Source organism: Vibrio sp. Vb2880, assembly GCF_033337975.1.
Taxonomy (GTDB): Bacteria; Pseudomonadota; Gammaproteobacteria; order Enterobacterales; family Vibrionaceae; genus Vibrio; species Vibrio alginolyticus.
Genome location: NZ_JAWORT010000003.1, coordinates 1 through 19,320, shown reverse-complemented (window position 1 = coordinate 19,320; position 19,320 = coordinate 1). Strand labels below are relative to the sequence as shown.

The following is a 19,320-nucleotide window of genomic DNA, read 5'->3' as shown; positions in this document are numbered from 1 at the left end:
AAATAAGTATTAATACTTTTATGATACATTTAAAGTATAAGCACAAAGATACGAGATAAAAATCACACAAAGATCCTAAGGAAAAGTATTAACTACATCTCAGATCACATTCTTGCTATCATGATCCAAGACTTAGCGAGGTATTATGAAACCCAAATACATAGACATTGCGGAACGATTAGAAAAAAAGATCAAAGATGGGGAACTACAACCGAAATCGATGCTTCCAAAAGAGAGTGATTTGCAAGAAGAGTTTTCCGTAAGCCGCGTAACCATCAGAAAAAGCTTACAAATTCTGGTCGACAATAATTTAATTAGTCGGACAAGAGGTAGTGGAACTTATGTAAACGATCTAAAAGCCCAACATGATGCCTTACATTTGCTGGGTTTTATCGAGGAAGTCAGTAAACAGGGGAAAACGCCTAGCTCTCAAGTCATAAAGTTCGAACTTAAAAAGCCGAATGAGCAGGTTGCTAAGCAGTTAAATCTCTCGCCCAATGATGATACATATGAAATACATAGACTCAGATGTATTAATGATGAGCCTGAAATTTACGAAGTCACTCATATGCCAGCAATGTTATTTCCAGACTTGAGCATAGCCATAATGAATGGTTCTAAATATGAGTACATTGAAAATAGCAAAGGATTGAAAATTGCGAAAAGCAGTCAGTCTGTCAAACCGTACTTGTTAGATGCAGGGACGGCCTCATACCTGAATGAATCAGAAGCTTCCCCTATTCTAAAAGTTGAGTCCACTGGTTACCTAGAAGATGGTCGTGCATTTGAATATACCGTCAATTACTTCCGACTTCATCAATACAGCTTCGAGTTTATTTCAACTAGGGCGTAGTACTATTCGACGCTAATGGTTAATCATTACGCCAAATCTTATATCCGACCTCTCGCATTGCTCTGCCGAGCAGGTGGGAGGCGACTGGCGCAGTGAGAACGATAAACAACATCGTACCGATAACCCGAGAGATCACGGTAACTTCAGGGAGTGAGAAAGCGACCGCTAATAACAAGCAGCTCACTCCGACAGTTCCAGCTTTGGTCGCTGCATGCATTCGGGTATACAAATCAGGAAGCCTTAGGACACCTAGACTTGCAACCAAGGTCAACAATGTTCCTAAGCATAAAAATAGTCCAATCAACACGTCCATTATTCTTTCTCCTTTCTTTTAACGATCAAACGTGCAAATGCGATCGTGCCGAGAAATGCGACCAAACCTAATGTAATGGCGATGTCTAACAGAGCGTCCTCACCGCTGTCTAAGGTGTAGACCGTAATAAATCCGATAGTGATAAATGAAATCAGATCTAACGCCACAACTCGATCAGCTAGCGTTGGTCCTAGAATTAAACGAGCAAAAGCCATAACAAAGCTGAGTAGTAGCCCAGAATAGGCAAAAGTGACCGTTATTTGCAGCCAACTATCCACGCGTCACCTCCAAAATTCGATGCTCTAACCCATCTTTAATTCCGCGAATAACCTCTTCATGTTCAGGTGCAAACATGGCATGAACGATAAGATACTTTTTATCAGCCGTAACATCCAAACTAAGCGTACCCGGTGTTAAAGAAACCATGTTCGCCAGTAATGTGATTTCTAGGTCAGAATCGACCTCCAGAGGGACATAAACGATATCAGGCTGACTCAAATGAGTAGGTGTCACGACGTCCCACACCACTTTCGCAACCGATATAACCATTTCATAAGCGAAGTACACCAATAACTTCAATGCAGATGCAAAACGTTGAAAATAGCTCGTTTTCAATCCAAATGGTTGACTCAACCTTAAAGCAAAAAAGCCGACCGTAAATCCGACAACAAAATTCAGACTCGAATAGCTGCCATTAAGCATCATCCACGCTAACGCTAAGAAAAAATTGAGGAATAGATAGATCATGCATTTCCTCCTAACACCACTCTGATGTATTCAGTCGGATTTAACAGTTGTTCTGCAGCTTGAACGGAAAATTGATAAAAAGGCTCCGCCACTAAGCCAATGATTAGCGTCAACGTTGTCAATACAATAATTGGAACGCAGTACAACCAATGTACTTTGGCCTGCAGAGTCTGTTCTGGCTTCTCTCTAAATGGCTTTTTCCAAAATGCCTCACTCCAAATTTTCGTCATCGAGTAGACAGTAAGCAACCCCACCAATAACGCGGTACCTGCTAACCAGTAATACTCAGCCTGTATGCTCGACTTGATGACCAATAGCTTTCCCCAGAAACCCGATAGCGGTGGGAAACCGGCCAGAGAAAACGCAGGGACAAGAAACAAGAACGCTAACCAAGGCATAGCTTTGTATACCCCACCCAAATGTTCAAGTTGACTAGAGCCATATTTGCGCTCGATGAATCCACCTATTAAGAACAAATTCGCTTTTACAATGATGTGATGAACAATGTAGAAAATGGCACCGGCTAAAGCTAAGGGAGTGTAAATAGCCAACCCCATGATCATATAGCCTATTTGGCTAATAATATGAAAAGAAAGAATTTTCTTAATGTCGAATTGGCTAGCCGCTCCTAAAACGCCCGTTAACATGGTTAGCCCTGCGACCCAAATTAACGTCGGTTGCCAACCACTCTCGGCGAGCGGAAATACCAAGGTAAAGACTCTTATCAACGCGTATACACCGACTTTAGTAAGCAACGCGGCAAACAGTGCCACCACACCGCTTGGTAACGTGTGATAAGAAGCTGGCAACCAAGCAAATAAAGGAAAGAGTGCCGCTTTAATAGAAAAGGCAAACAAAAATAGCGCGGACAGCATCATGTTGATGCTCAATTCATTTTCCCCTACTTTGGTGTAGAGATCGGCCAAGTTCAAGGTGCCCGTTGCGCCATACAATAAACCGATAGCAAGCAAAAATACCAGCGTCGAAATCAGGTTCAACATCACGTACTTTACTGCACCATCAACTTGAGTTTTCGTTGCATCTAACACCATTAAACCAAATGATGAAATGAGCATGACCTCAAACCAAACATACAGATTAAAAATATCTCCAGTCAGGAAAGCACCATAAACGCCAGCAAGCAACACGTGCATTAACGCATGGTAATTGCTATAGGAGGGCTTTCGGTGAAGGTCCGCCATCGCGTAGAAAACACATATCGCACCAATCACCGCCGTTATCATCACCATAGCAACGCTGAGGTAATCTGCGACAAACACGATACCAAATGGCGCACTCCACTGACCAAAAGCAACGGCTTGAATACCATTACTTATGATGTTTTCTGTGAGAAAGCCCGCAACGAAAAGGTTCGAAATCGCACTTACACCGCTCAACCACTCAACACTTTTTGTTGAGCGACGGACGAAGAAGATAGTCAACGCCGTACTCAGCGAGAGAACAACCGGTAACGTAAGCAAAATCGAACTCATTGACCCTCCTCAGAACGTTGCATTTCATCGACGTTTGCAGTTCCAGTGTCTTTATAAGCTCGATAGAACAGCATTAAAGCAAAAATAAGTAGTCCAAAACCGATGACTATCGCAGTTAAGATAAGCGCTTGAGGTAAAGGATTTGCCGCGCTATCTGGTGGTAAAAGAGCATTATCGCCAATCAATGGCGGCTCTCCGGGCGTCAGCCTTCCAGCGGTAAAAATAGCAAGGTTAACCGCACTACTGAGTAACATGATGCCGAACAAAAGGCGCAAGATATGCTTTTCAAGCATTAAATAAACACCTGCTGCGACAAATACTCCAACGACAACACTCCAGACTATTTCCATCACTCTAGCTCCTCATTAATACGAAGCAGCATACCCATCACGCCACCTATAACGGCAAGGTAAACACCAACATCAAAAACCAATGGCGTCCCTAGTGGTATCACGTCTTTCCACCACAGTCCGGTCAAAAACGGTTTATCAAACGCAAAGCTCAAAGCACCAGAAACTAAGCTCAATGCGATGCCAGATAACGCAATGAGAAACGGTTTGAAATACAACCTAGAACGAACGTATTTCGGTGATTCCGCGAACATGAGAAGTGATAAACCAATAACGGCAATCAACGCACCAATAAAGCCACCACCCGGTTCGTTATGACCACGTAACAACAGATACACTGAAAATACGAGCATGAGTGCCGAAACGATGTGTGCCGTGGTTGCAAAAATTAATGATTGGATACGATTTTGCTTTTTCGCTCTTGTCTTAAGCAAACTCACTGCCGCAATCCCAGCAATAACAACGACGACAACTTCTCCCAATGTATCAAATGCGCGAAAGTCAACCAGAATAACGTTAACAATGTTTCGCCCATGTCCACCCGGGACACTGTTTTCTGCAAAGAAATCTGACACCGAAGAGTCCATCGGCTGAGACGTGATTCCTAACAAAAGTAAAGTAACCGAAACACCTATCACACCTGCTATGCAAATATTCGCTACTTTACGTTTTATTGAATGCTTGGGCACGGTGGTTAGACGTGGCATATGACGCATTAACAATGCAAGAAAGACCACCATTAATGTTTCCACTAACAGTAAAGTCTTCGCAACGTCCGGGGCGCTATAGATCATAAAAACAAGCGTGGTCATGAAGCCAATCATACCAAGCGCAGAGATCGCAAGAAGTCTTGCGTGGGACAACGCACATACGAGCGCAGCACCAATTAACAATAAGGCAATACCAATCTCATAGAAAGTGACACTTGAAAGTTCGCCAACCAAAGGTAGAGGAATAAGCGCTACCTGACTCAGTAACGCAACGGCAAGTACCGTGAAAAATAATAGGACATAGCGACTCAATTTCTTTTGCTGTAACCGCGCCGTTTGCCACTTCGCCACTGTCATCATGCCATCTAATAGTCGTTCAAAAATATTCTCCGCTTTGGGGACGAATAGATGTAACCGCTGAAAAAATGCAGACACAGTAGGATAAACACGGTACACCACATACCCCAACGCTAGCGTAATAACGCTTAACACTAACGGTACATTCACGCCATGCCATAGTGATGTCTCTTTAAGAGCTGCTGTGGGCAGAATGTCAGCAGAGCCCGGAAAAATAATATTGCGATCTAACCAATTTAAACCGAATAACGGGACCAGGAGACTGCCAAGAGCCAGGAGCAAAGGCGAGATCCACATGGCTTTTTTTGTCTCAACTGGCTTAGTTTCAATCGGCACGAGACCACGGCGAGCAAAGAATGGTCTCGCAATAAGCATAATGGTTAGCGCGACCATCAGTATATTCACGATTAATAGTACAAAGGCGATCCAGTTATTGAGCTCTACTGCGGACTTGTACATGTATTCTTTGCTCAAAAAGCCTAACAACGGCGGGAACCCCGCTTTAGACAATGCAGCCAAACTCCCCGCAACCATGCTGATGACGAGAACTGACTTCAGACCGTACAATTGATCAATATCTCGTGTTCCTGTCGCTTTGTCGATATTACCCACCACCATAAACAGCGCAGCTTTATAGAAAGAGTGAGCGAGAATAAACATCAATACTGCACTAACAGCCAAATCTGTGCCCATACCTAGTAATAATGTTAATTTACCCAAAGCAACATTCGTGCTGTAGGCTAGCATCAGCTTCAAGTCAGTTTGTTTTAATGCGACAAATGTGCACCAAATGGCAGTGATACTCCCAGTGATGACTAAAGCATAAAACCAGATCTCGCTGTGGGCATAAACTGGCGATAAACGTGCTAATAGGTAAATGCCTGCCTTTACCATTGTTGCCGAGTGTAAATACGCACTGACCGGAGTGGGAGCTGCCATCGCGTTAGGTAGCCAAAAATGAAACGGGAATTGCGCAGATTTAGTAAATGCACCGAGTAGTATGAGCACTAGAGATGGGATAAACCATTCATGCTGCGCAATAGTGTCTGCCTGCTCGATAATGGTATTTAGCTCATAACTCCCTGCCATTGCTCCCAGCAAGATAAGACCAGCTAGCAACGCTAGTCCACCAGCACCGGTAACAATCAGCGACTGCAAGGCGTTTTTCCGAGACGTTTTATTTTCGTGATTAAACCCGATCAGTAAGTAAGAAGTGATGGTGGTGAGTTCCCAGAAAACAAATAACAACAGAATGTTATCGCTCATCACAATCCCTAGCATGGCAAGCATGAATAGGGTTAGATACAAATGAAAGGAAAACCGGCTATCACTTTCTCGTAAATAAGCCAAAGCGTAGATTTGAATCAGTGCGCCAATCCCACTGATCAGTCCCGCAAAAAGAAATGAAAGACCATCTAATCTAAAGCTAAGGTTGATATCGAGGCTTGGTATCCATTCCGCATTCCAGCTCACGCCTGCAGGAGTATAGATATAGAAGAGAAAAGAGAAGATTAAAACTGGCAGCGCAGGGAAAATCAGTAAGACCAACTGATTATCTAGGTTTTTCGGCAGGTTTTCTTTACCCGTTATGTTATTCAACATCGCAGCCCATTCGTTATTATAAGAAGATACGCCCTATCCGGCGCAAATGACAAACTCCACTGTATTGTTTTAGCCCAAGCGCTTCAAAAACGATCATGAAACCAAGGGAAAAGTAGCAAACAGTAATCACTGAGTGCTACTTAGAGGAACGCCGATACAAACCGCTATTTGCTGTCTGCTACGGCATAAGAACGTAGGTCACTACTTACGTGTTCTTGGCTGAATGTATATGGATTATCGTCATCAGCTAACTCGAATGCATCGTAGGTGCAGTCACCGATATCATTTCTCGGACAAACATAAACATTCGAACGTTCTATCATTTCTGTGTGGCATTTCGGGCATAGGTTTTTCATGTCACTCTCCTCTGATAACTTATTGATACATTGATAATTCCATGTTCTAGAGATCCATCTCCCTCCTTTACCTAAAACATCACTTAAACCCAACTTTGTTACACCCCAATTACTGAATCGGTGAGACAAAACCATCGGGCTTAAGAGCGACCAAACTACAGTTAATCGATTGCAAAATATTTTCAGCCGTATTACCAATGACATAACCAGATATACCAGTCCTCGCTAAGGTACCCATGACCAACACGTCTACCTCAATACTTTCTACGTAATCTGGAATCTTTTCGTCGGGTTTTCCATGCAGGTGGTGAATCACAATTTCACCTGTAATCCCAGACTCCTCCAACAGCTGTTGCAGAGCTTGTTTATGATCGGCTTTTGCCTTATCGAGTTCATGTTTCAACTCAGCATCATCGACTTGAATCCAAGCGTTACCATTAAGGTAGTTTTCTAAGTAATACTCCCAGCAAGAAATCACGTGTAAACGACTATCGCAGGTGTCGGCTATCGAACGCGATAATTCGAGTAAACGCACGGCTAATGAGTGCTGTTCATCGCTTGCCGTTAATGGGTCGATAGCCACAGCAACACGGCGCTTATCTCTTGGCTTATCAATTGGTCGGTGCAACCAAAGCGGACAAGGGCATTTTCGTAACAGAGTCATATCAATAGCTTTGAAACCCTCAGCACCTTCACCGAGCGGTTCAGCTTCTTTGATGATGAGATCTTTGTTATCAGCTAATGCTTCTTGAATAATACAGACAGCGGGCTTTTCACTGCTTTTAACAGTAAGAGGAAATGCGAGATCCTCTTCAGTGAGTCCCAGCTTCTGTCTGTATTCGTGAATACTTTGTTTGAGGGAGTCTTGCAGCGATTGCTCATAACTTTGCTGATACTGGATCATGTCTGTTGGGAAATCAGGACACGCTATTAGCCCTGAGACAGGCACTTTGTTGCTAGATGCAATCCTCATCGCTTGTTCGAGGGCGTCACTATGGCCTGGCAATCCTTGTGTTGCAAAAAGTATGTTTGCGAATCGTTTCATACACACCTCCTTATTTGGTTAAATATTAACCACCCACAAAGTATAATACCTAACGGATAATTGTAACGGCTTGTGACGTTGATGAAATCAATTCTCATTAAGAGACGGATATTGCTTCATTTTGTTTTACGTCACACTCTCCTTTCTTCACAACTATCGCCTTCGACCTAAATAAATTCCGCTACCTAAAGTTGAGACCAAATAAAAACCCAAATTACTCAAAGTTTTTTCTCACCTTGAGTAACTTGGGTATAAGCAATAACACACTTAGTGTCCGGATTTAAATGGATGACCTAAATTTTCACGCAACTTAGTTTAAAGATGCCATCTCAATCACGAATCGATATGCAAAGTTTTACGGCTTTAGTGACCTAAAATCGCCGTAACTCAATGTTAAGGTTGTTGTTTTGTCGGTGCCAAAGCAATTTCACGAACACATACACCTTGCGGTTGCTGATAAGCAAACAGCACTGCGCGTGCGATGTCATCTGCGGCCAACACACCGCCCATATCCACCTTCCAGGCGTCATAACCATCTTTAATATCTTGAGACGTTGTATGTGAAAGTAATTCCGTTTCCACTGCACCAGGTGCAATCGTCGTAACGCGAACATTCGATGACGCAACTTCTTCACGTACGTTTTCAGAAATAGCATGAACCGCAAATTTGGTACCGCAATAAGCAGCATGATCAGGGAATGTTTTCTTGCCCGCAATAGAGCTGATGTTAATGATCGTACCACTGTTACGTGCTTTCATAGGTGCTAGGACGGACTGCATGCCATTGAGCAAGCCAATTACGTTCACATCAAACATGCGCTTCCACTCCGATGCTTCCTGAGTATCTATCTGACCTAGAAGCATAACGCCTGCGTTATTTACAAGTGCATCTACCGGACCATACAACGCTTCAGCTTTCTCAATTGCAGCCTCAAAAGAAGCTTTGTCGGTCACATCTACCTTTTCACAAAGCGTATTTGGTAAGTTTAATGCTTCTAAACGTTCTACACGTCTTGCTAACAAAAGAAGAGCATGGCCCTGGTCACTGAAGTGACGTGCAATCGCTTCACCAATGCCTGAACTAGCGCCTGTAATAACAATTAACTTTTTCATTTTGAATCCTTAATCGAACGGTTTACATCAGTGGCGGTAAGTTTAAGAAAACTTTGTTTGTTGATATATACCGACCTAGTTGAAACACTGTTGTTATACTGCAACAATACTTTTTTGAATTATGAAGAAGTCATCATGCAAACACACATCAACCTTGCGGATATTCGCTCCTTCGTCCTAATCGCTCAACTAGGAAACTTCACGAAAGCAGCAGAGCAACTTGGCGTTTCTCGCTCACACGTTTCACGTCAAATAACAAATCTGGAACAACAGATTGGTGTCACTTTGCTACAAAGGACCACTCGAACACTGAACCTCACCGAAGCAGGCAAGGCTCTGTATAAACAGTGTGAAACTGCCCTTCACAATATTGATCAAGCTGTTATGGCAGTGGTTGATGATGTAGAAGACTTAAGAGGTGACATTCGTATCAACTGTGTGGGGGGCTATTTAGGAGAAGACGTTGTCGCAGATATCGTTGCTCAGTTTCTAATCCAACACCCACAAGTGAGCATTAACCTAGATTTTAGTAGCCATCGTGTCGATTTAATCGCGGATGAATTCGATATCGCTTTTCGAATGGGAAAGTTAGACGACTCCAACTTTATCGCTCGCAAACTGATCGATGTGGAAATGGGGACATACGCAAGCCCAAACTATTTAGAAACATATGGCTATCCTTCGCATCCAAAGGACTTAGAAAAACACGTTTGTTTGACAGGTAGTGTGACACGGTGGGCATTTGAGAACACGAATACAAAGCAGTCAACGGAACACCAGATACGTGGACAGTTACGATGTAAGAGTGGCAGAGTAATGATAAAAGCAGCCTTGGCGGGAAATGGCATCATCCGTGTACCAGCACTTTATTGTCAACAAGAACTCCAGACAGGCAAGCTAAAAGAAGTGTTTACCAATTGGAGCATTCCGAGTGTGGAATTTTCACTCCTTTATCATCACGACCGACATCAACCAAAACGCATCCGAGCCTTTGTTGATTTTACTACGCAATACTTTCGCAAACTGCAGAGTAAAGACAAGTAACCTGCACGTTGGTACCTGTCTATGTATGCTTTATAGGCTGAGCCTGTGAACCTGGGGTTTGTTCTAGAAAGAGTGTGAGCATTTTGACGCTTAAGGCTTGGTTTTCATAAACGTCAGAGGTGTTTGTCCAGTTTGCTTTTTGAAAAATGCAATAAAAGCACTGTCTGACGAAAACTCCAGCCAATCGGCAACTGCGCTGACTGGCATTCCCGTTGATAACAATTCAACTGCTTTTAAAAGCCTCCACTGTTGCCGCCAATCTTGATAATTCATGCCCGTTTCCGACTTAAATAATCGTGTTACCGTCTTGGTGCTTGCCCCAACTTTGCTTGCAAGAGTAGTAAGCGAAGGAGCTAGAAATGAAGGTTCAACCAACTCTCGACGAAACGTTGTTAAGCGCCGATGCGATGGCAAAGGCAACTGAAACGAATAACGTTTCGCAGCATAAAACTCCTCCCAAAAAAGCGCCGTCGTATTTACCATCTCGCTGCTAGGCTTATCCCACTCCCAAAATGACATTTTATCAATAAGAGCTTGGAGTAAATTATTCACTTCTATCATCGTGATCTTACTCGGACAGGCAAACTCCTCACAATCAAAATACAAAGATCGATACGCCACCACATTCGTCATTAGTGCGCGATGCGGCGTATTAGGTGGGATCCAAACCGCCTTTGTCGGTGGCAAAATACAAATCGAGTCTTCCAGAGCAAAACTCATACAACCTTGAGGTGCGTACAATAACTGCCCTTTCTTGTGCATATGCATACCTGAGTCGTGCTTGCCAATATCCGCAGCAATTCCCACTACACAATTAAAAATTTTGTCTGCATCAAATTGTGTTTTTTCGTTAATAAGCGCCATTTTGTCCGAATGTTGATGTATTTGGTTTTTATGTTGTTATTAGATCAATCATAGCCTCATTTATACTGCCCGCCAACTTCATTAACAATGGGTAACAATATGAATACTAAGCCCTCTTTATGGCTCATGCTGGTCATGTTGATGTTTCCGCAAATTGTAGAAACCATCTATAGCCCAGCGTTGAGCTCAATCGCTCTATCATTTGATGTAAACCACGCACAAGCAGCCCAAACATTGTCGATTTACTTCCTAGCTTTTGCCATTGGCGTTGTAGTTTGGGGAGTTCTCGCAGATAAACTGGGAAGAAGGCCCACCATGCTTATTGGGCTCTTTATCTATGGTTGCGCATCTTTACTCGCAACTCAAACCGAAAGCTTTGCTGTTGTCATGACCGCGCGAGCCCTAAGCGCATTTGGTATCGCGGTAGGATCCGTTGTCACACAGACCATGCTTCGTGACGCGTTTGACGGTCAAGAACTGAGTAAAGTCTTTAGCTTAATGGGGATGGGTATATCAATCAGCCCGGTAGTTGGCATGCTATTAGGCGGGCAGCTTACAGCGCTTGGTGGATACCGTTATGTGTTTTTTGCCTTGTTTTTAATCGCGTTAGTATTGCTCGCTTATAACGTTATTAAGCTTCCTGAAACACAGAAGGAACAGACACCAGTACGGTTGCATCAACTTAGCTGGGAAATGGTAAGAGACGCGCGAATTTGGCGCTCAGGATTACTGGTTGCTTTGTATAACATTGCTCTATTTTCTTATTACCAGCTTGGCGCATTTACTTTCTCGGTACTTGGGTATAACTCCGAACAATTTGGATACAGTGGCATGGTACTGGGGTTAGGCACTCTGCTTGGGAGTTGTTTAAACAAATCCCTAGTGTCTAAAAATGTTCGAAAAAGCCAACTACTTTGGCTCTCAGCAGTATTGCTTAGTTTGGGATCAGTCGGTGTGTTGATTCTGAGCCAATCAATCTGGTTTGTTGCTCCAATGGTGTTAGTCGTCATGTCTTATGGGATTGCGATACCCAATATACTCAGTGACGCACTCGTTGATTATAAACAACAGGTAGGTAGCGCAGGCGCTTTATTTGGGCTCATGTACTACATCATGATCGGGACGGGATTAGCGATGGCTGGAACAGCACAAAACTTAGGTGTCGTTCTATTAGCATGTAGCTGTTTAGCGATTTTATTAGCGTTTTCTAAAAGGCAAGTTCATACCAACTTGTGACCAGATACTACGCATTGCTTGCCTAATCTTCCGAAGATTGGTCTACATCTTTTCTAACGGTTAACTAAAACGTAAATAAAAAGCGCCTGTCGGCGCTTTAATTATCCATAGATCTTATTGCCATGTTGGCTCGCCAAACTCTTCACAACGTTGCTTGTCGTAATTTTCAATGCGCCCGCGTTTACCTACAAACTGAACCTGAACAACCATTCCAGCTTCAACATATTCACTGAAATAATCGCAAGAAACACGAAAACTAGTATCGCGTATAACAATTGGTACCCATTCATAGCCGCCGCTGCGTGGTAAGTAAGACTTGAAGGTAATGACCCCGTCATCTGAAACGTTGATTTCTTCATCATATTCATTCAACTTATAAAAACGTTGTCCATCAAACTCTGTCTTTGCTTTTTCAATTATTTCCTTCGTTGCTGTCGATTGCATCGGCGTATTTGAGACCAGTTGACACCCAACAACAGATGTCAATACGGACAAAGCCAAAGCGAGTTTAGTTATTTTATTCATTTACCTAACCACTGTTGAATTATTCAACACTTACCATTTTAAAAGGAGGGAGACCATACTTTATTTTAAAGAAAATAAAAAGCGCCTTTCGGCGCTTTTTATCTGAACATTTCTTATCCAAACGTCTCGAGTAGATTTTCTAGAAAAGCTAACTTTTTATTACAATGAATTTTATTTAGGCTCTCACCGGAATCTATTGCTATTTAACCCCAAGCTTCAAACTCATTAGGCTTTACGTGTTTTATTTTTAATCTAACGTTGGGATCCAGAGCTGTTTCAGTTTCCAATTCACAGTAGTACTCAACAGCATTTTCATCTTCAATCATGTCAACGGAGTTAGCAACGACACTCAACCGCCCACCACCTCTAGTCAATGAAAAATACGCATTCTTGTTTTCATTTACTTCAAACTTCAAAGGAATGAATTCAGGTTCTTCAAAAGAAATATCTATCCATTTATAGTTATCTAAACTCTTCCCTTGTCTTGGAGTATAAACTGTTTTCAACCCATTTTCGTCAACAACAAAATACATCGAATTCTCGGCTTGATTAAAGCAAGCTTTCAAACTGCCACCTTTATTTTCTAAATCACATGTGAATACGGTGGATTCTTGATCACAGCTTGCACTTACAGAAAGTGAAAGAGACAAGGACGATAAAAAGCTAATGATGTTTATATTCCTAATGAACAAGGAGCCCCCTCATCAAACATTCAAGAGTCACGCGCAAGAACCAGAGGATCGTTATAAGCTAACACATCTATTGTAAATTCAGTGAAACTCCGGTTCATTTGGGTCTTGAAATTGTTCAGGAAATCTTTTGATTAGTTCTTCTTCTAATATCACCGAGCCTGATGATTGACCTCCACCAAACGTGTTCAGCTCGGAAGTCTCTTCGCAAGATGAGCTAAATACAAGCTCACTACCTTTATAAACATGCAAGCTACAGTTATCAGCTAAATAACCGATACTATATCTGTAATCCCCTGAATAGAAAAAAATATTCCTACCTTGTAACTTACCAAGTCTTATATGATAACTTAAAAATTTACCTTTTGGGGTTTCTGCACTTTCTGGGTATTCTAATTCTACTTTATCGCTTGTCCCATATCGATACTTTACATAACCAGTACTTGGACTTCTATGCCCAGCCCCACACAAGGAAACATATTTTCGGTTCTCTAACTTTGCATTAAAGTAAATGTCCTCGTTGCTCTTACACAAAGTGACTGTTGTATCGCTTAGTTTTTTGTCTATCTGTGGGTGTACTGCTAAAACTGGGAAGCTTATTATGAGAATGCTTGACATAGCATGAAGTTTAATATTTTTTATCATTAGTTAAATACCTTATTTTCCCATAAAAGTTTGAAGTTTTCTCTACGCTTCCGGTAAGATTTATTGCTAGTATAACGGTTTACCTTACGTGTTATTTCATTCACAACTTTATCGTTGGCTCCTTTATCTGCCCTCTCAGGACCTTTAATATCTAGCCAAAACCAAGCAGCAGAGCGAGTCGCATATTTAGCCTCTAATATAAGCTCTGGTGTATTTAAAAAATCTACGACGTCCAATGGCCACTCTGATTGATTTTGTAAATGCCATTTATTGAAACGCTCATAATTGTCTCTGCCGGTAAGCTGTTTTAATCCACGCCCCCTAAAAATCCACCCATCATCAGTTGTCAAAAAATCACCATTCTTCATTTCGCTTCTGCCTCCATACATAACGTTAAACAATATCCTTTTGTCATCAAGAGTAGGAGAAGTACCATCTTTTTTAACGAATTTACCATTTTTCTTGTCTGCGATACCGTGAACATCAATATAGCGCTTACCTGCATATTTTGGGGTGATCTAAAGGATATCGACGTGACCTAGCAGTATTAAATTCTGATGTATCCAGCGTAGAAATACGATAATTGGTATATTCAGCCATATTTAGGCTCTCACCGGTTTCTTGCATAAGCTGAGCAAAAAAGTGTGTTCTACGTAAAGGCGTATCTAGCTTATAAAAAAGCATGTGATCATTTAGTTCATTAACAATACCTTGTAAGACATCCCGCTTAGAGTCTTTAACTTCAGGGTATACCTCTTGTAGCATTTCTAGAGTAAACTTAAAGGCACCTTGAGTTTGAGGAATAAAAGGCCAATAATGCCAAAGACTCTTATCATCGCTTAGTTGCAAATCACCTTGTAAATCTTGCATCCATGAGAACTTATCTGCTCTTTCCAGTTCGAATTGCGAGAAAAGATCAAAGCTATCCATCACTTGATCGCGCCATGGGGAGTTACGGTAGTCCTCTATAGTCACAAAACCAGCGGAGCACTTAATATCTAGAGCTTCCTTTGCGGTCTGATGGATTGATTCATAAAGACTTTGTGACGACTCTGTATGCCAATCTGTAGGATGTTTCACAATAAATCGCTCAAAGTGTTTACGCTTACCGTCTAAGTATACTTTGGCATCGCGAGCAGTGAACGAGGAGAAGTCCGTTACTTGATCTTCTGTCACAGATTCAAGTAATTGCTGAATAAACGAATTACTCATATCAACGGCACCGCTACTATCGGCCCCATCGAGAACAACAAGTGGATTTTCTTCCGCATTTTTGGGAGAAATCTGTTTTTTGAAAAATTCGGGCGGCTCCTCAAAAGAGAACATCTCGATATGCACACGATTATCTTCTTTCTTAGTTCCAATTGCATCGTTACTGTACTCATGCAGTCCCATGTAACCGATATCTTCCCCAGCTGAAACCTTTATCCCCTCTCTAAATAGGAGTGGGAGTAAAGAAACCACACTACCGTCCCTAATCATTGCCGCCTTGTCCGACATCCATTTAGGTTCTGAAACTGGTTCTGATAGGACAGCAGAGGAATCTTCTAAAATGTCAAAGTCACTATTGAGACCCGAAGCAAACCAAACAATCTTGTTTAACAGTGCTTTTTCGCTACCACTTGCCGATTTACCATTCTCTACCACACGGCACTTTATCATTTTGTAGGTATTTTTGTCGATCTGGTATGGATGGCTCTCCTTCTCTTCTGCATACAGGTATTCAAGTAATGTTCCTTTAGACATCGACTGTTTTTTTTCACCAGAATTAGTAGGCACATCACTATGTTTGAAAGTGCGTACATTTCTCGCTTCTTGTAAACGGTAACGCGTGGTTATAGATGAATTGGCGCCAATATCTGAAGGTGGCGCAAGGTGCATATAAAGTGTATAGAACTTAAATACATCTTCATTATCTTCGGGGTTTACAGCCTCATGCTCGATAAGCACAAAGTTATTACTATACTTAAACTCTTGCTCTTGGTACGTTGATGTTAGGTAATCAGGATTTATGCGAAATGCCACTATTTTTCCATCAAGCATCGCTTGAATAGGTCTGAGCCCTTTCCCCCACGGTAACATTTTTGATGTTAAGTGAATGCCACTATGCCAACCGTACCCTTGTCCTATTAAATAACGACCGCTCTTAGCTTGATCAAACAATTTCGTAAAATCACTGAGCGTGTAGTAAGCGTCACCTTCTCGTTGCGCTATCGGAAAAACTGCATCCATGATTTAAATGTCCTAGTCAGAAAAGTTATCGTCAAAAGTGACAAATGATGGGCGGTTCAAGTTGTTTGACTTCGTGTACACCACCGCATTAACCCTACCTAAATTAGTAGCAAAGCTAGATTGGCTCGCTATGTTAACGGTGCTCCCAAGGGCCATTGCCGATATAGAAATTAGGGTGTCATTTTTGGTTTCGAAAATTTGGCTAATGACGTCAGGAAGTGCTTGTTTGAAGTGGTTAAGTGCTTTTTTATAACCGTTTATACCCTCTTCAACAGAACTCAACGATCTTGCAGAAGCTTGGCTTTGTATGAAATCTAAACGACCGATGATTTCACTGTTTAGCTCATCGATGTATGAACAGATTTGATTGTTTATCAACGTCCATAAAACAAACTGCAAATACTTCACAGTATTCCCAGTCCCTAAAAAGCGAAGCTTCGCTAATAATTCATAGGGAGGCTCAAACACATCAGCTTGATATAAGACTCTCAATATATCGCCATTTTCGTGCACTTGCTCCAAGAGCAGTTCAACTAAAGGTTCATATTTCTCTAGCGCAGTAGTATCAGTTTGGATGTGATAAAGTGCCGAAACATAAGCATCAGAAAAGTCTTTAGAGTGATTTTGACTAATCGCATAAGGAGACGATATACGGCTTTGCTCTAACACAATGTCTTTAAAGTCATCATCACTGAAGGATGGGGACATCAATATCCCCCAGTCATTAGCAACCCCAACACGATCTTCCCAAAATGGTGAGCGGCGACCTGCGACAAACGTACAAAAATCATTCGGATCAGGGTAAGTTTCCGTCACAATATTTTCAGCTAAAGATTGGTTCGGGGTGTAAGAGTCTTGAGTTTCACTGAGCACTAACTTGCATTCTTTTAGAGCGAGACCATTAACAGATGCTTTTCCGCTAGAATCCAGCACTCCACTCCCAATGACAGCACCTGAAGGTTCGACTAAAGAAAATTGTGCATTAGAGTAAGGGAGCCCATTTGGATATTTGCATTCTATATCCAGCGTATACGTCCCTTCCTGATCTTCCGTAACAGAAACCGATGGGTTTTGTGCCCCACCCAAACACATGGTGTTGGCTTTGTTCATGGTCATTTGATCGGACAGGCGACATACGCCCTTACCTTCAAATTTAACCGTTGGTGAGGCTGAAATGAATTTTGCTTCAGCTTCTATCGTGCCAGAGGAAACGCCTTTTCTGTCACCGCCCGCATCGCCGGTACTTTTTGAGAACGTACTGCCCTTGATAGCGACACTGTTACCGCCATCCATAGAGACTGTCGTAGTCCCACCAGCAAGGTCTGCTGATTTAGCATTTGCCATAAGAGATAGGTACGATCGGCTTACAGGCGACTAGTAAAAACACCTAAAAACGTGCATTTATATGATTTATGGATTAAATCTAGTATTAAATGAATAAGCGCCTTGCTGCGTTTATTATACATCCCTTACCCAAACCTCTTTGACGTCATTTTTAAGAAGGTCAATCACACTTTGGTGAATGAAAACTAAGCCAAAATCTTCTTCTAGTTTAAATATCAATCGCTCTTCTAAGGGAACATTGTCTAGTTAAGAAAAATCAAACTCCGTTGACTCAATGTCTAACCAGTTCAACTTGCCGTATTGTTTTTCTTTGTCCCTCAATTTATAAGTTTGATGGATATAAGGCATACGATAATCTTCGTAAACTTTAATTTGATCATCTGTTGGTTGGCTTGGAGAGCAATCCACTCGAGCATCTAACCACTCTACCCCGTGTACGACCAGTTTCTCCACTTTTGACGCAATATCACTGGTGATAAATAACTTTGGAGAAAAGGTCATTTCCAAAAGCAAATCGGGCTCTACTGGCACTATTGGCTTAGGACTTTGCTTGAATAGAAAGTTACCTAGGTCTTGTTTGGTTAGTAAATGATATTGTTTTTTCATCTTAAGCCTCAGTACTTTGGTACTTCCTTATCACAATCCAATTTAAAAGCTCTTAAATCACTAAATGAGTCAGTGCCAGTCACAAGATCAAAAATTTCCTCACCGAAAATTGTTGCGGTCTCAGCCTCTTTAACGCGGAACAAAACTCTATTTTGAAGAGGGAGTTTTTTTAACTTCTCCTCTGATAAATAAAGTTCCATAACTAACATCTTATTTCTCTTGGGTGACTTTCTCATTCTAGATTTAGATTCATCAATAACATCTAAAACATTATTTAGTGCCAACAAATAACGATTTGATAACGAGCCATCTGTTAATCTAGGTTCTGCAGGGTAACATTCAATCCCATAAGGATCAAAACTCATCACCAGTTCAGCGAACTCCTTACTAACACAGAGATCACCATTATCCGCAATATTACCTACACCTTTAACAAAACCATCCGTAGATTCCCAAACAATAGGCTCTAAAGAGCTTGTGGGCTCAAATTGCGCTTTACTATACAATGACTCTCTACTATCAACACATGTATAAATCATTTGCGAAATTACATGATTTTCACTAATAATAGAAAATTTCATATTTTACGTTCACTTGCTTTATAATGCTGTATAAGTCTAGATTTCACAAATACAAAAATCATTTCCCTTCCTTAAAAAGTCTTATTGATTTATTCACATTTTATAGGCATCTATACAAACTCCGAATAATTATCGACTGAGAAAAATTCTATCCCCTGCACTTTCTGCTCAAGAAATTTTTCCACAATGGACTTATGGTAAAATATTTTATCCTTCCAACCAGAATCCCTAAATATAAGTCTTTTTTTAAGCTCTATGTTATCTATCAAATCTTCGTTTACAATCAACTTATTCATTCCAGAGATAAACTCTACACCTTCAAATTCATCGTAAAAGTCAAATACACTTTTACCCCTATCAATTACATTTATTTCATTGCAAAGCTGTAACATTTTATAGCCATAATTTCCATTATCGACAAGAGTTATGTCAACCCAGTTTACTCAAAATAAGTGATTGAATGAAATATTATCAAAAACACCACTTATTATTGCTAATGAAGGAATTAAAAACACATCAGTAGTCTTATAAACTTTTGTTTTCAGCCCTAAACCACCTACTTCAGTAGGTGGTTATCATCCGTTTCGGCTTTGCCTGTAAAACTACTCATGCTAA

Annotated in this window: 20 protein-coding genes and 2 pseudogenes; 3 read left to right on the top strand and 19 right to left on the bottom strand. The window is 41.4% G+C overall.

The window, feature by feature from the left end; all coding sequences use genetic code 11:
- Nucleotides 1-145: 145 nt before the first annotated feature.
- On the top strand, nt 146-853 hold the full coding sequence (locus R7M92_RS04080) for a GntR family transcriptional regulator (protein WP_318132766.1): 708 nt from the start codon (nt 146-148) through the stop codon (nt 851-853).
- A 19-nt stretch (nt 854-872) separates the two neighbouring features.
- Here the strand turns inward: R7M92_RS04080 and mnhG are convergent, their stop codons facing one another.
- The 9 genes from mnhG to R7M92_RS04035 all read right to left on the bottom strand — a co-directional run bounded on the left by mnhG (nt 873) and on the right by R7M92_RS04035 (nt 8,939).
- On the bottom strand, nt 873-1,166 hold the full coding sequence (mnhG, locus tag R7M92_RS04075; protein ID WP_005373314.1) for a monovalent cation/H(+) antiporter subunit G: 294 nt from the start codon (nt 1,164-1,166) through the stop codon (nt 873-875).
- Nucleotides 1,166-1,444 (bottom strand): cation:proton antiporter, encoded by a 279-nt coding sequence (locus R7M92_RS04070; RefSeq protein WP_005373317.1) that lies wholly within the window; start codon nt 1,442-1,444, stop codon nt 1,166-1,168. The genes mnhG and R7M92_RS04070 overlap by 1 nt, the downstream gene beginning before the upstream one ends.
- Nucleotides 1,437-1,913, bottom strand: a complete 477-nt coding sequence (locus R7M92_RS04065; protein WP_005373320.1) for a Na+/H+ antiporter subunit E — start codon at nt 1,911-1,913, stop codon at nt 1,437-1,439. The genes R7M92_RS04070 and R7M92_RS04065 overlap by 8 nt, the downstream gene beginning before the upstream one ends.
- Complete coding sequence (locus R7M92_RS04060) at nt 1,910-3,406, bottom strand: Na+/H+ antiporter subunit D (RefSeq protein ID WP_053349220.1); 1,497 nt, start codon at nt 3,404-3,406, stop codon at nt 1,910-1,912. Before R7M92_RS04060 ends, R7M92_RS04065 begins: the two co-directional genes overlap by 4 nt.
- Nucleotides 3,403-3,756, bottom strand: a complete 354-nt coding sequence (locus R7M92_RS04055) for a Na+/H+ antiporter subunit C (RefSeq protein WP_017633704.1) — start codon at nt 3,754-3,756, stop codon at nt 3,403-3,405. Before R7M92_RS04055 ends, R7M92_RS04060 begins: the two co-directional genes overlap by 4 nt.
- Nucleotides 3,756-6,425 (bottom strand): hydrogen gas-evolving membrane-bound hydrogenase subunit E, encoded by a 2,670-nt coding sequence (gene mbhE / locus R7M92_RS04050; RefSeq protein WP_239932195.1) that lies wholly within the window; start codon nt 6,423-6,425, stop codon nt 3,756-3,758. The genes R7M92_RS04055 and mbhE overlap by 1 nt, the downstream gene beginning before the upstream one ends.
- Nucleotides 6,426-6,589: 164 nt before the next feature.
- Nucleotides 6,590-6,781, bottom strand: a complete 192-nt coding sequence (locus tag R7M92_RS04045; RefSeq protein ID WP_005373328.1) for a hypothetical protein — start codon at nt 6,779-6,781, stop codon at nt 6,590-6,592.
- Between the two features lie 109 nt (nt 6,782-6,890).
- Nucleotides 6,891-7,826 (bottom strand): universal stress protein, encoded by a 936-nt coding sequence (locus R7M92_RS04040; RefSeq protein WP_054574676.1) that lies wholly within the window; start codon nt 7,824-7,826, stop codon nt 6,891-6,893.
- A gap of 393 nt (nt 7,827-8,219) precedes the next feature.
- Nucleotides 8,220-8,939, bottom strand: coding sequence for an SDR family oxidoreductase (locus R7M92_RS04035; RefSeq protein ID WP_053307575.1), 720 nt, complete (start codon nt 8,937-8,939; stop codon nt 8,220-8,222).
- Nucleotides 8,940-9,074: 135 nt separating this feature from the next.
- Here R7M92_RS04035 and R7M92_RS04030 point away from each other — a divergent pair, with 135 nt between their 5' ends.
- Nucleotides 9,075-9,983: a LysR family transcriptional regulator gene (locus tag R7M92_RS04030; RefSeq protein ID WP_149192096.1), complete on the top strand. Its 909-nt coding sequence runs from the start codon at nt 9,075-9,077 to the stop codon at nt 9,981-9,983.
- A 90-nt stretch (nt 9,984-10,073) separates the two neighbouring features.
- Here R7M92_RS04030 and R7M92_RS04025 read toward each other — a convergent pair whose 3' ends face one another.
- Nucleotides 10,074-10,847, bottom strand: coding sequence for an AraC family transcriptional regulator (locus tag R7M92_RS04025; protein WP_213866782.1), 774 nt, complete (start codon nt 10,845-10,847; stop codon nt 10,074-10,076).
- 99 nt (nt 10,848-10,946) lie between these two features.
- Here R7M92_RS04025 and R7M92_RS04020 point away from each other — a divergent pair, with 99 nt between their 5' ends.
- Nucleotides 10,947-12,083: a multidrug effflux MFS transporter gene (locus tag R7M92_RS04020; protein ID WP_318132764.1), complete on the top strand. Its 1,137-nt coding sequence runs from the start codon at nt 10,947-10,949 to the stop codon at nt 12,081-12,083.
- A gap of 114 nt (nt 12,084-12,197) precedes the next feature.
- Here the strand turns inward: R7M92_RS04020 and R7M92_RS04015 are convergent, their stop codons facing one another.
- The 9 genes and pseudogenes from R7M92_RS04015 to R7M92_RS03975 form a co-directional block, all read right to left on the bottom strand.
- Nucleotides 12,198-12,608, bottom strand: coding sequence for a hypothetical protein (locus R7M92_RS04015; protein ID WP_005373341.1), 411 nt, complete (start codon nt 12,606-12,608; stop codon nt 12,198-12,200).
- A gap of 203 nt (nt 12,609-12,811) precedes the next feature.
- Nucleotides 12,812-13,300 (bottom strand): hypothetical protein, encoded by a 489-nt coding sequence (locus tag R7M92_RS04010; protein WP_225496057.1) that lies wholly within the window; start codon nt 13,298-13,300, stop codon nt 12,812-12,814.
- A 78-nt stretch (nt 13,301-13,378) separates the two neighbouring features.
- A complete protein-coding gene (locus R7M92_RS04005) occupies nt 13,379-13,942 on the bottom strand; it encodes a hypothetical protein (RefSeq protein ID WP_213867634.1) in 564 nt (187 codons plus the stop codon).
- Nucleotides 13,942-14,310: a hypothetical protein gene (locus R7M92_RS04000; protein WP_318132762.1), complete on the bottom strand. Its 369-nt coding sequence runs from the start codon at nt 14,308-14,310 to the stop codon at nt 13,942-13,944. The genes R7M92_RS04005 and R7M92_RS04000 overlap by 1 nt, the downstream gene beginning before the upstream one ends.
- Before the next feature lie 127 nt (nt 14,311-14,437).
- A complete protein-coding gene (locus tag R7M92_RS03995) occupies nt 14,438-16,174 on the bottom strand; it encodes a hypothetical protein (protein WP_318132760.1) in 1,737 nt (578 codons plus the stop codon).
- 989 nt (nt 16,175-17,163) lie between these two features.
- Nucleotides 17,164-17,540, bottom strand: a pseudogene (locus R7M92_RS25075) (DUF4150 domain-containing protein); the annotation flags it as partial.
- Between the two features lie 92 nt (nt 17,541-17,632).
- Nucleotides 17,633-18,124: pseudogene (locus R7M92_RS03985) on the bottom strand (hypothetical protein).
- Nucleotides 18,125-18,132: 8 nt separating this feature from the next.
- Nucleotides 18,133-18,705, bottom strand: coding sequence for an imm11 family protein (locus tag R7M92_RS03980; RefSeq protein WP_318132756.1), 573 nt, complete (start codon nt 18,703-18,705; stop codon nt 18,133-18,135).
- A gap of 110 nt (nt 18,706-18,815) precedes the next feature.
- Entirely contained in the window at nt 18,816-19,097 is a 282-nt protein-coding gene (locus R7M92_RS03975; protein WP_318132754.1) for a hypothetical protein, read from the bottom strand.
- Nucleotides 19,098-19,320 lie beyond the last annotated feature (223 nt).

Coding starts and splice junctions, on each gene's coding strand:
- R7M92_RS04080 (WP_318132766.1), top strand. CDS start 146: ATGAAACCCAAATACATAGACATTGCGGAACGATTAGAAAAAAAGATC.
- mnhG (WP_005373314.1), bottom strand. CDS start 1,166: ATGGACGTGTTGATTGGACTATTTTTATGCTTAGGAACATTGTTGACC.
- R7M92_RS04065 (WP_005373320.1), bottom strand. CDS start 1,913: ATGATCTATCTATTCCTCAATTTTTTCTTAGCGTTAGCGTGGATGATG.
- R7M92_RS04060 (WP_053349220.1), bottom strand. CDS start 3,406: ATGAGTTCGATTTTGCTTACGTTACCGGTTGTTCTCTCGCTGAGTACG.
- R7M92_RS04055 (WP_017633704.1), bottom strand. CDS start 3,756: ATGGAAATAGTCTGGAGTGTTGTCGTTGGAGTATTTGTCGCAGCAGGT.
- mbhE (WP_239932195.1), bottom strand. CDS start 6,425: ATGTTGAATAACATAACGGGTAAAGAAAACCTGCCGAAAAACCTAGAT.
- R7M92_RS04045 (WP_005373328.1), bottom strand. CDS start 6,781: ATGAAAAACCTATGCCCGAAATGCCACACAGAAATGATAGAACGTTCG.
- R7M92_RS04040 (WP_054574676.1), bottom strand. CDS start 7,826: ATGAAACGATTCGCAAACATACTTTTTGCAACACAAGGATTGCCAGGC.
- R7M92_RS04035 (WP_053307575.1), bottom strand. CDS start 8,939: ATGAAAAAGTTAATTGTTATTACAGGCGCTAGTTCAGGCATTGGTGAA.
- R7M92_RS04030 (WP_149192096.1), top strand. CDS start 9,075: ATGCAAACACACATCAACCTTGCGGATATTCGCTCCTTCGTCCTAATC.
- R7M92_RS04025 (WP_213866782.1), bottom strand. CDS start 10,847: ATGGCGCTTATTAACGAAAAAACACAATTTGATGCAGACAAAATTTTT.
- R7M92_RS04020 (WP_318132764.1), top strand. CDS start 10,947: ATGAATACTAAGCCCTCTTTATGGCTCATGCTGGTCATGTTGATGTTT.
- R7M92_RS04015 (WP_005373341.1), bottom strand. CDS start 12,608: ATGAATAAAATAACTAAACTCGCTTTGGCTTTGTCCGTATTGACATCT.
- R7M92_RS04005 (WP_213867634.1), bottom strand. CDS start 13,942: ATGATAAAAAATATTAAACTTCATGCTATGTCAAGCATTCTCATAATA.
- R7M92_RS04000 (WP_318132762.1), bottom strand. CDS start 14,310: ATGAAGAATGGTGATTTTTTGACAACTGATGATGGGTGGATTTTTAGG.
- R7M92_RS03995 (WP_318132760.1), bottom strand. CDS start 16,174: ATGGATGCAGTTTTTCCGATAGCGCAACGAGAAGGTGACGCTTACTAC.
- R7M92_RS03980 (WP_318132756.1), bottom strand. CDS start 18,705: ATGAAATTTTCTATTATTAGTGAAAATCATGTAATTTCGCAAATGATT.
- R7M92_RS03975 (WP_318132754.1), bottom strand. CDS start 19,097: ATGTTACAGCTTTGCAATGAAATAAATGTAATTGATAGGGGTAAAAGT.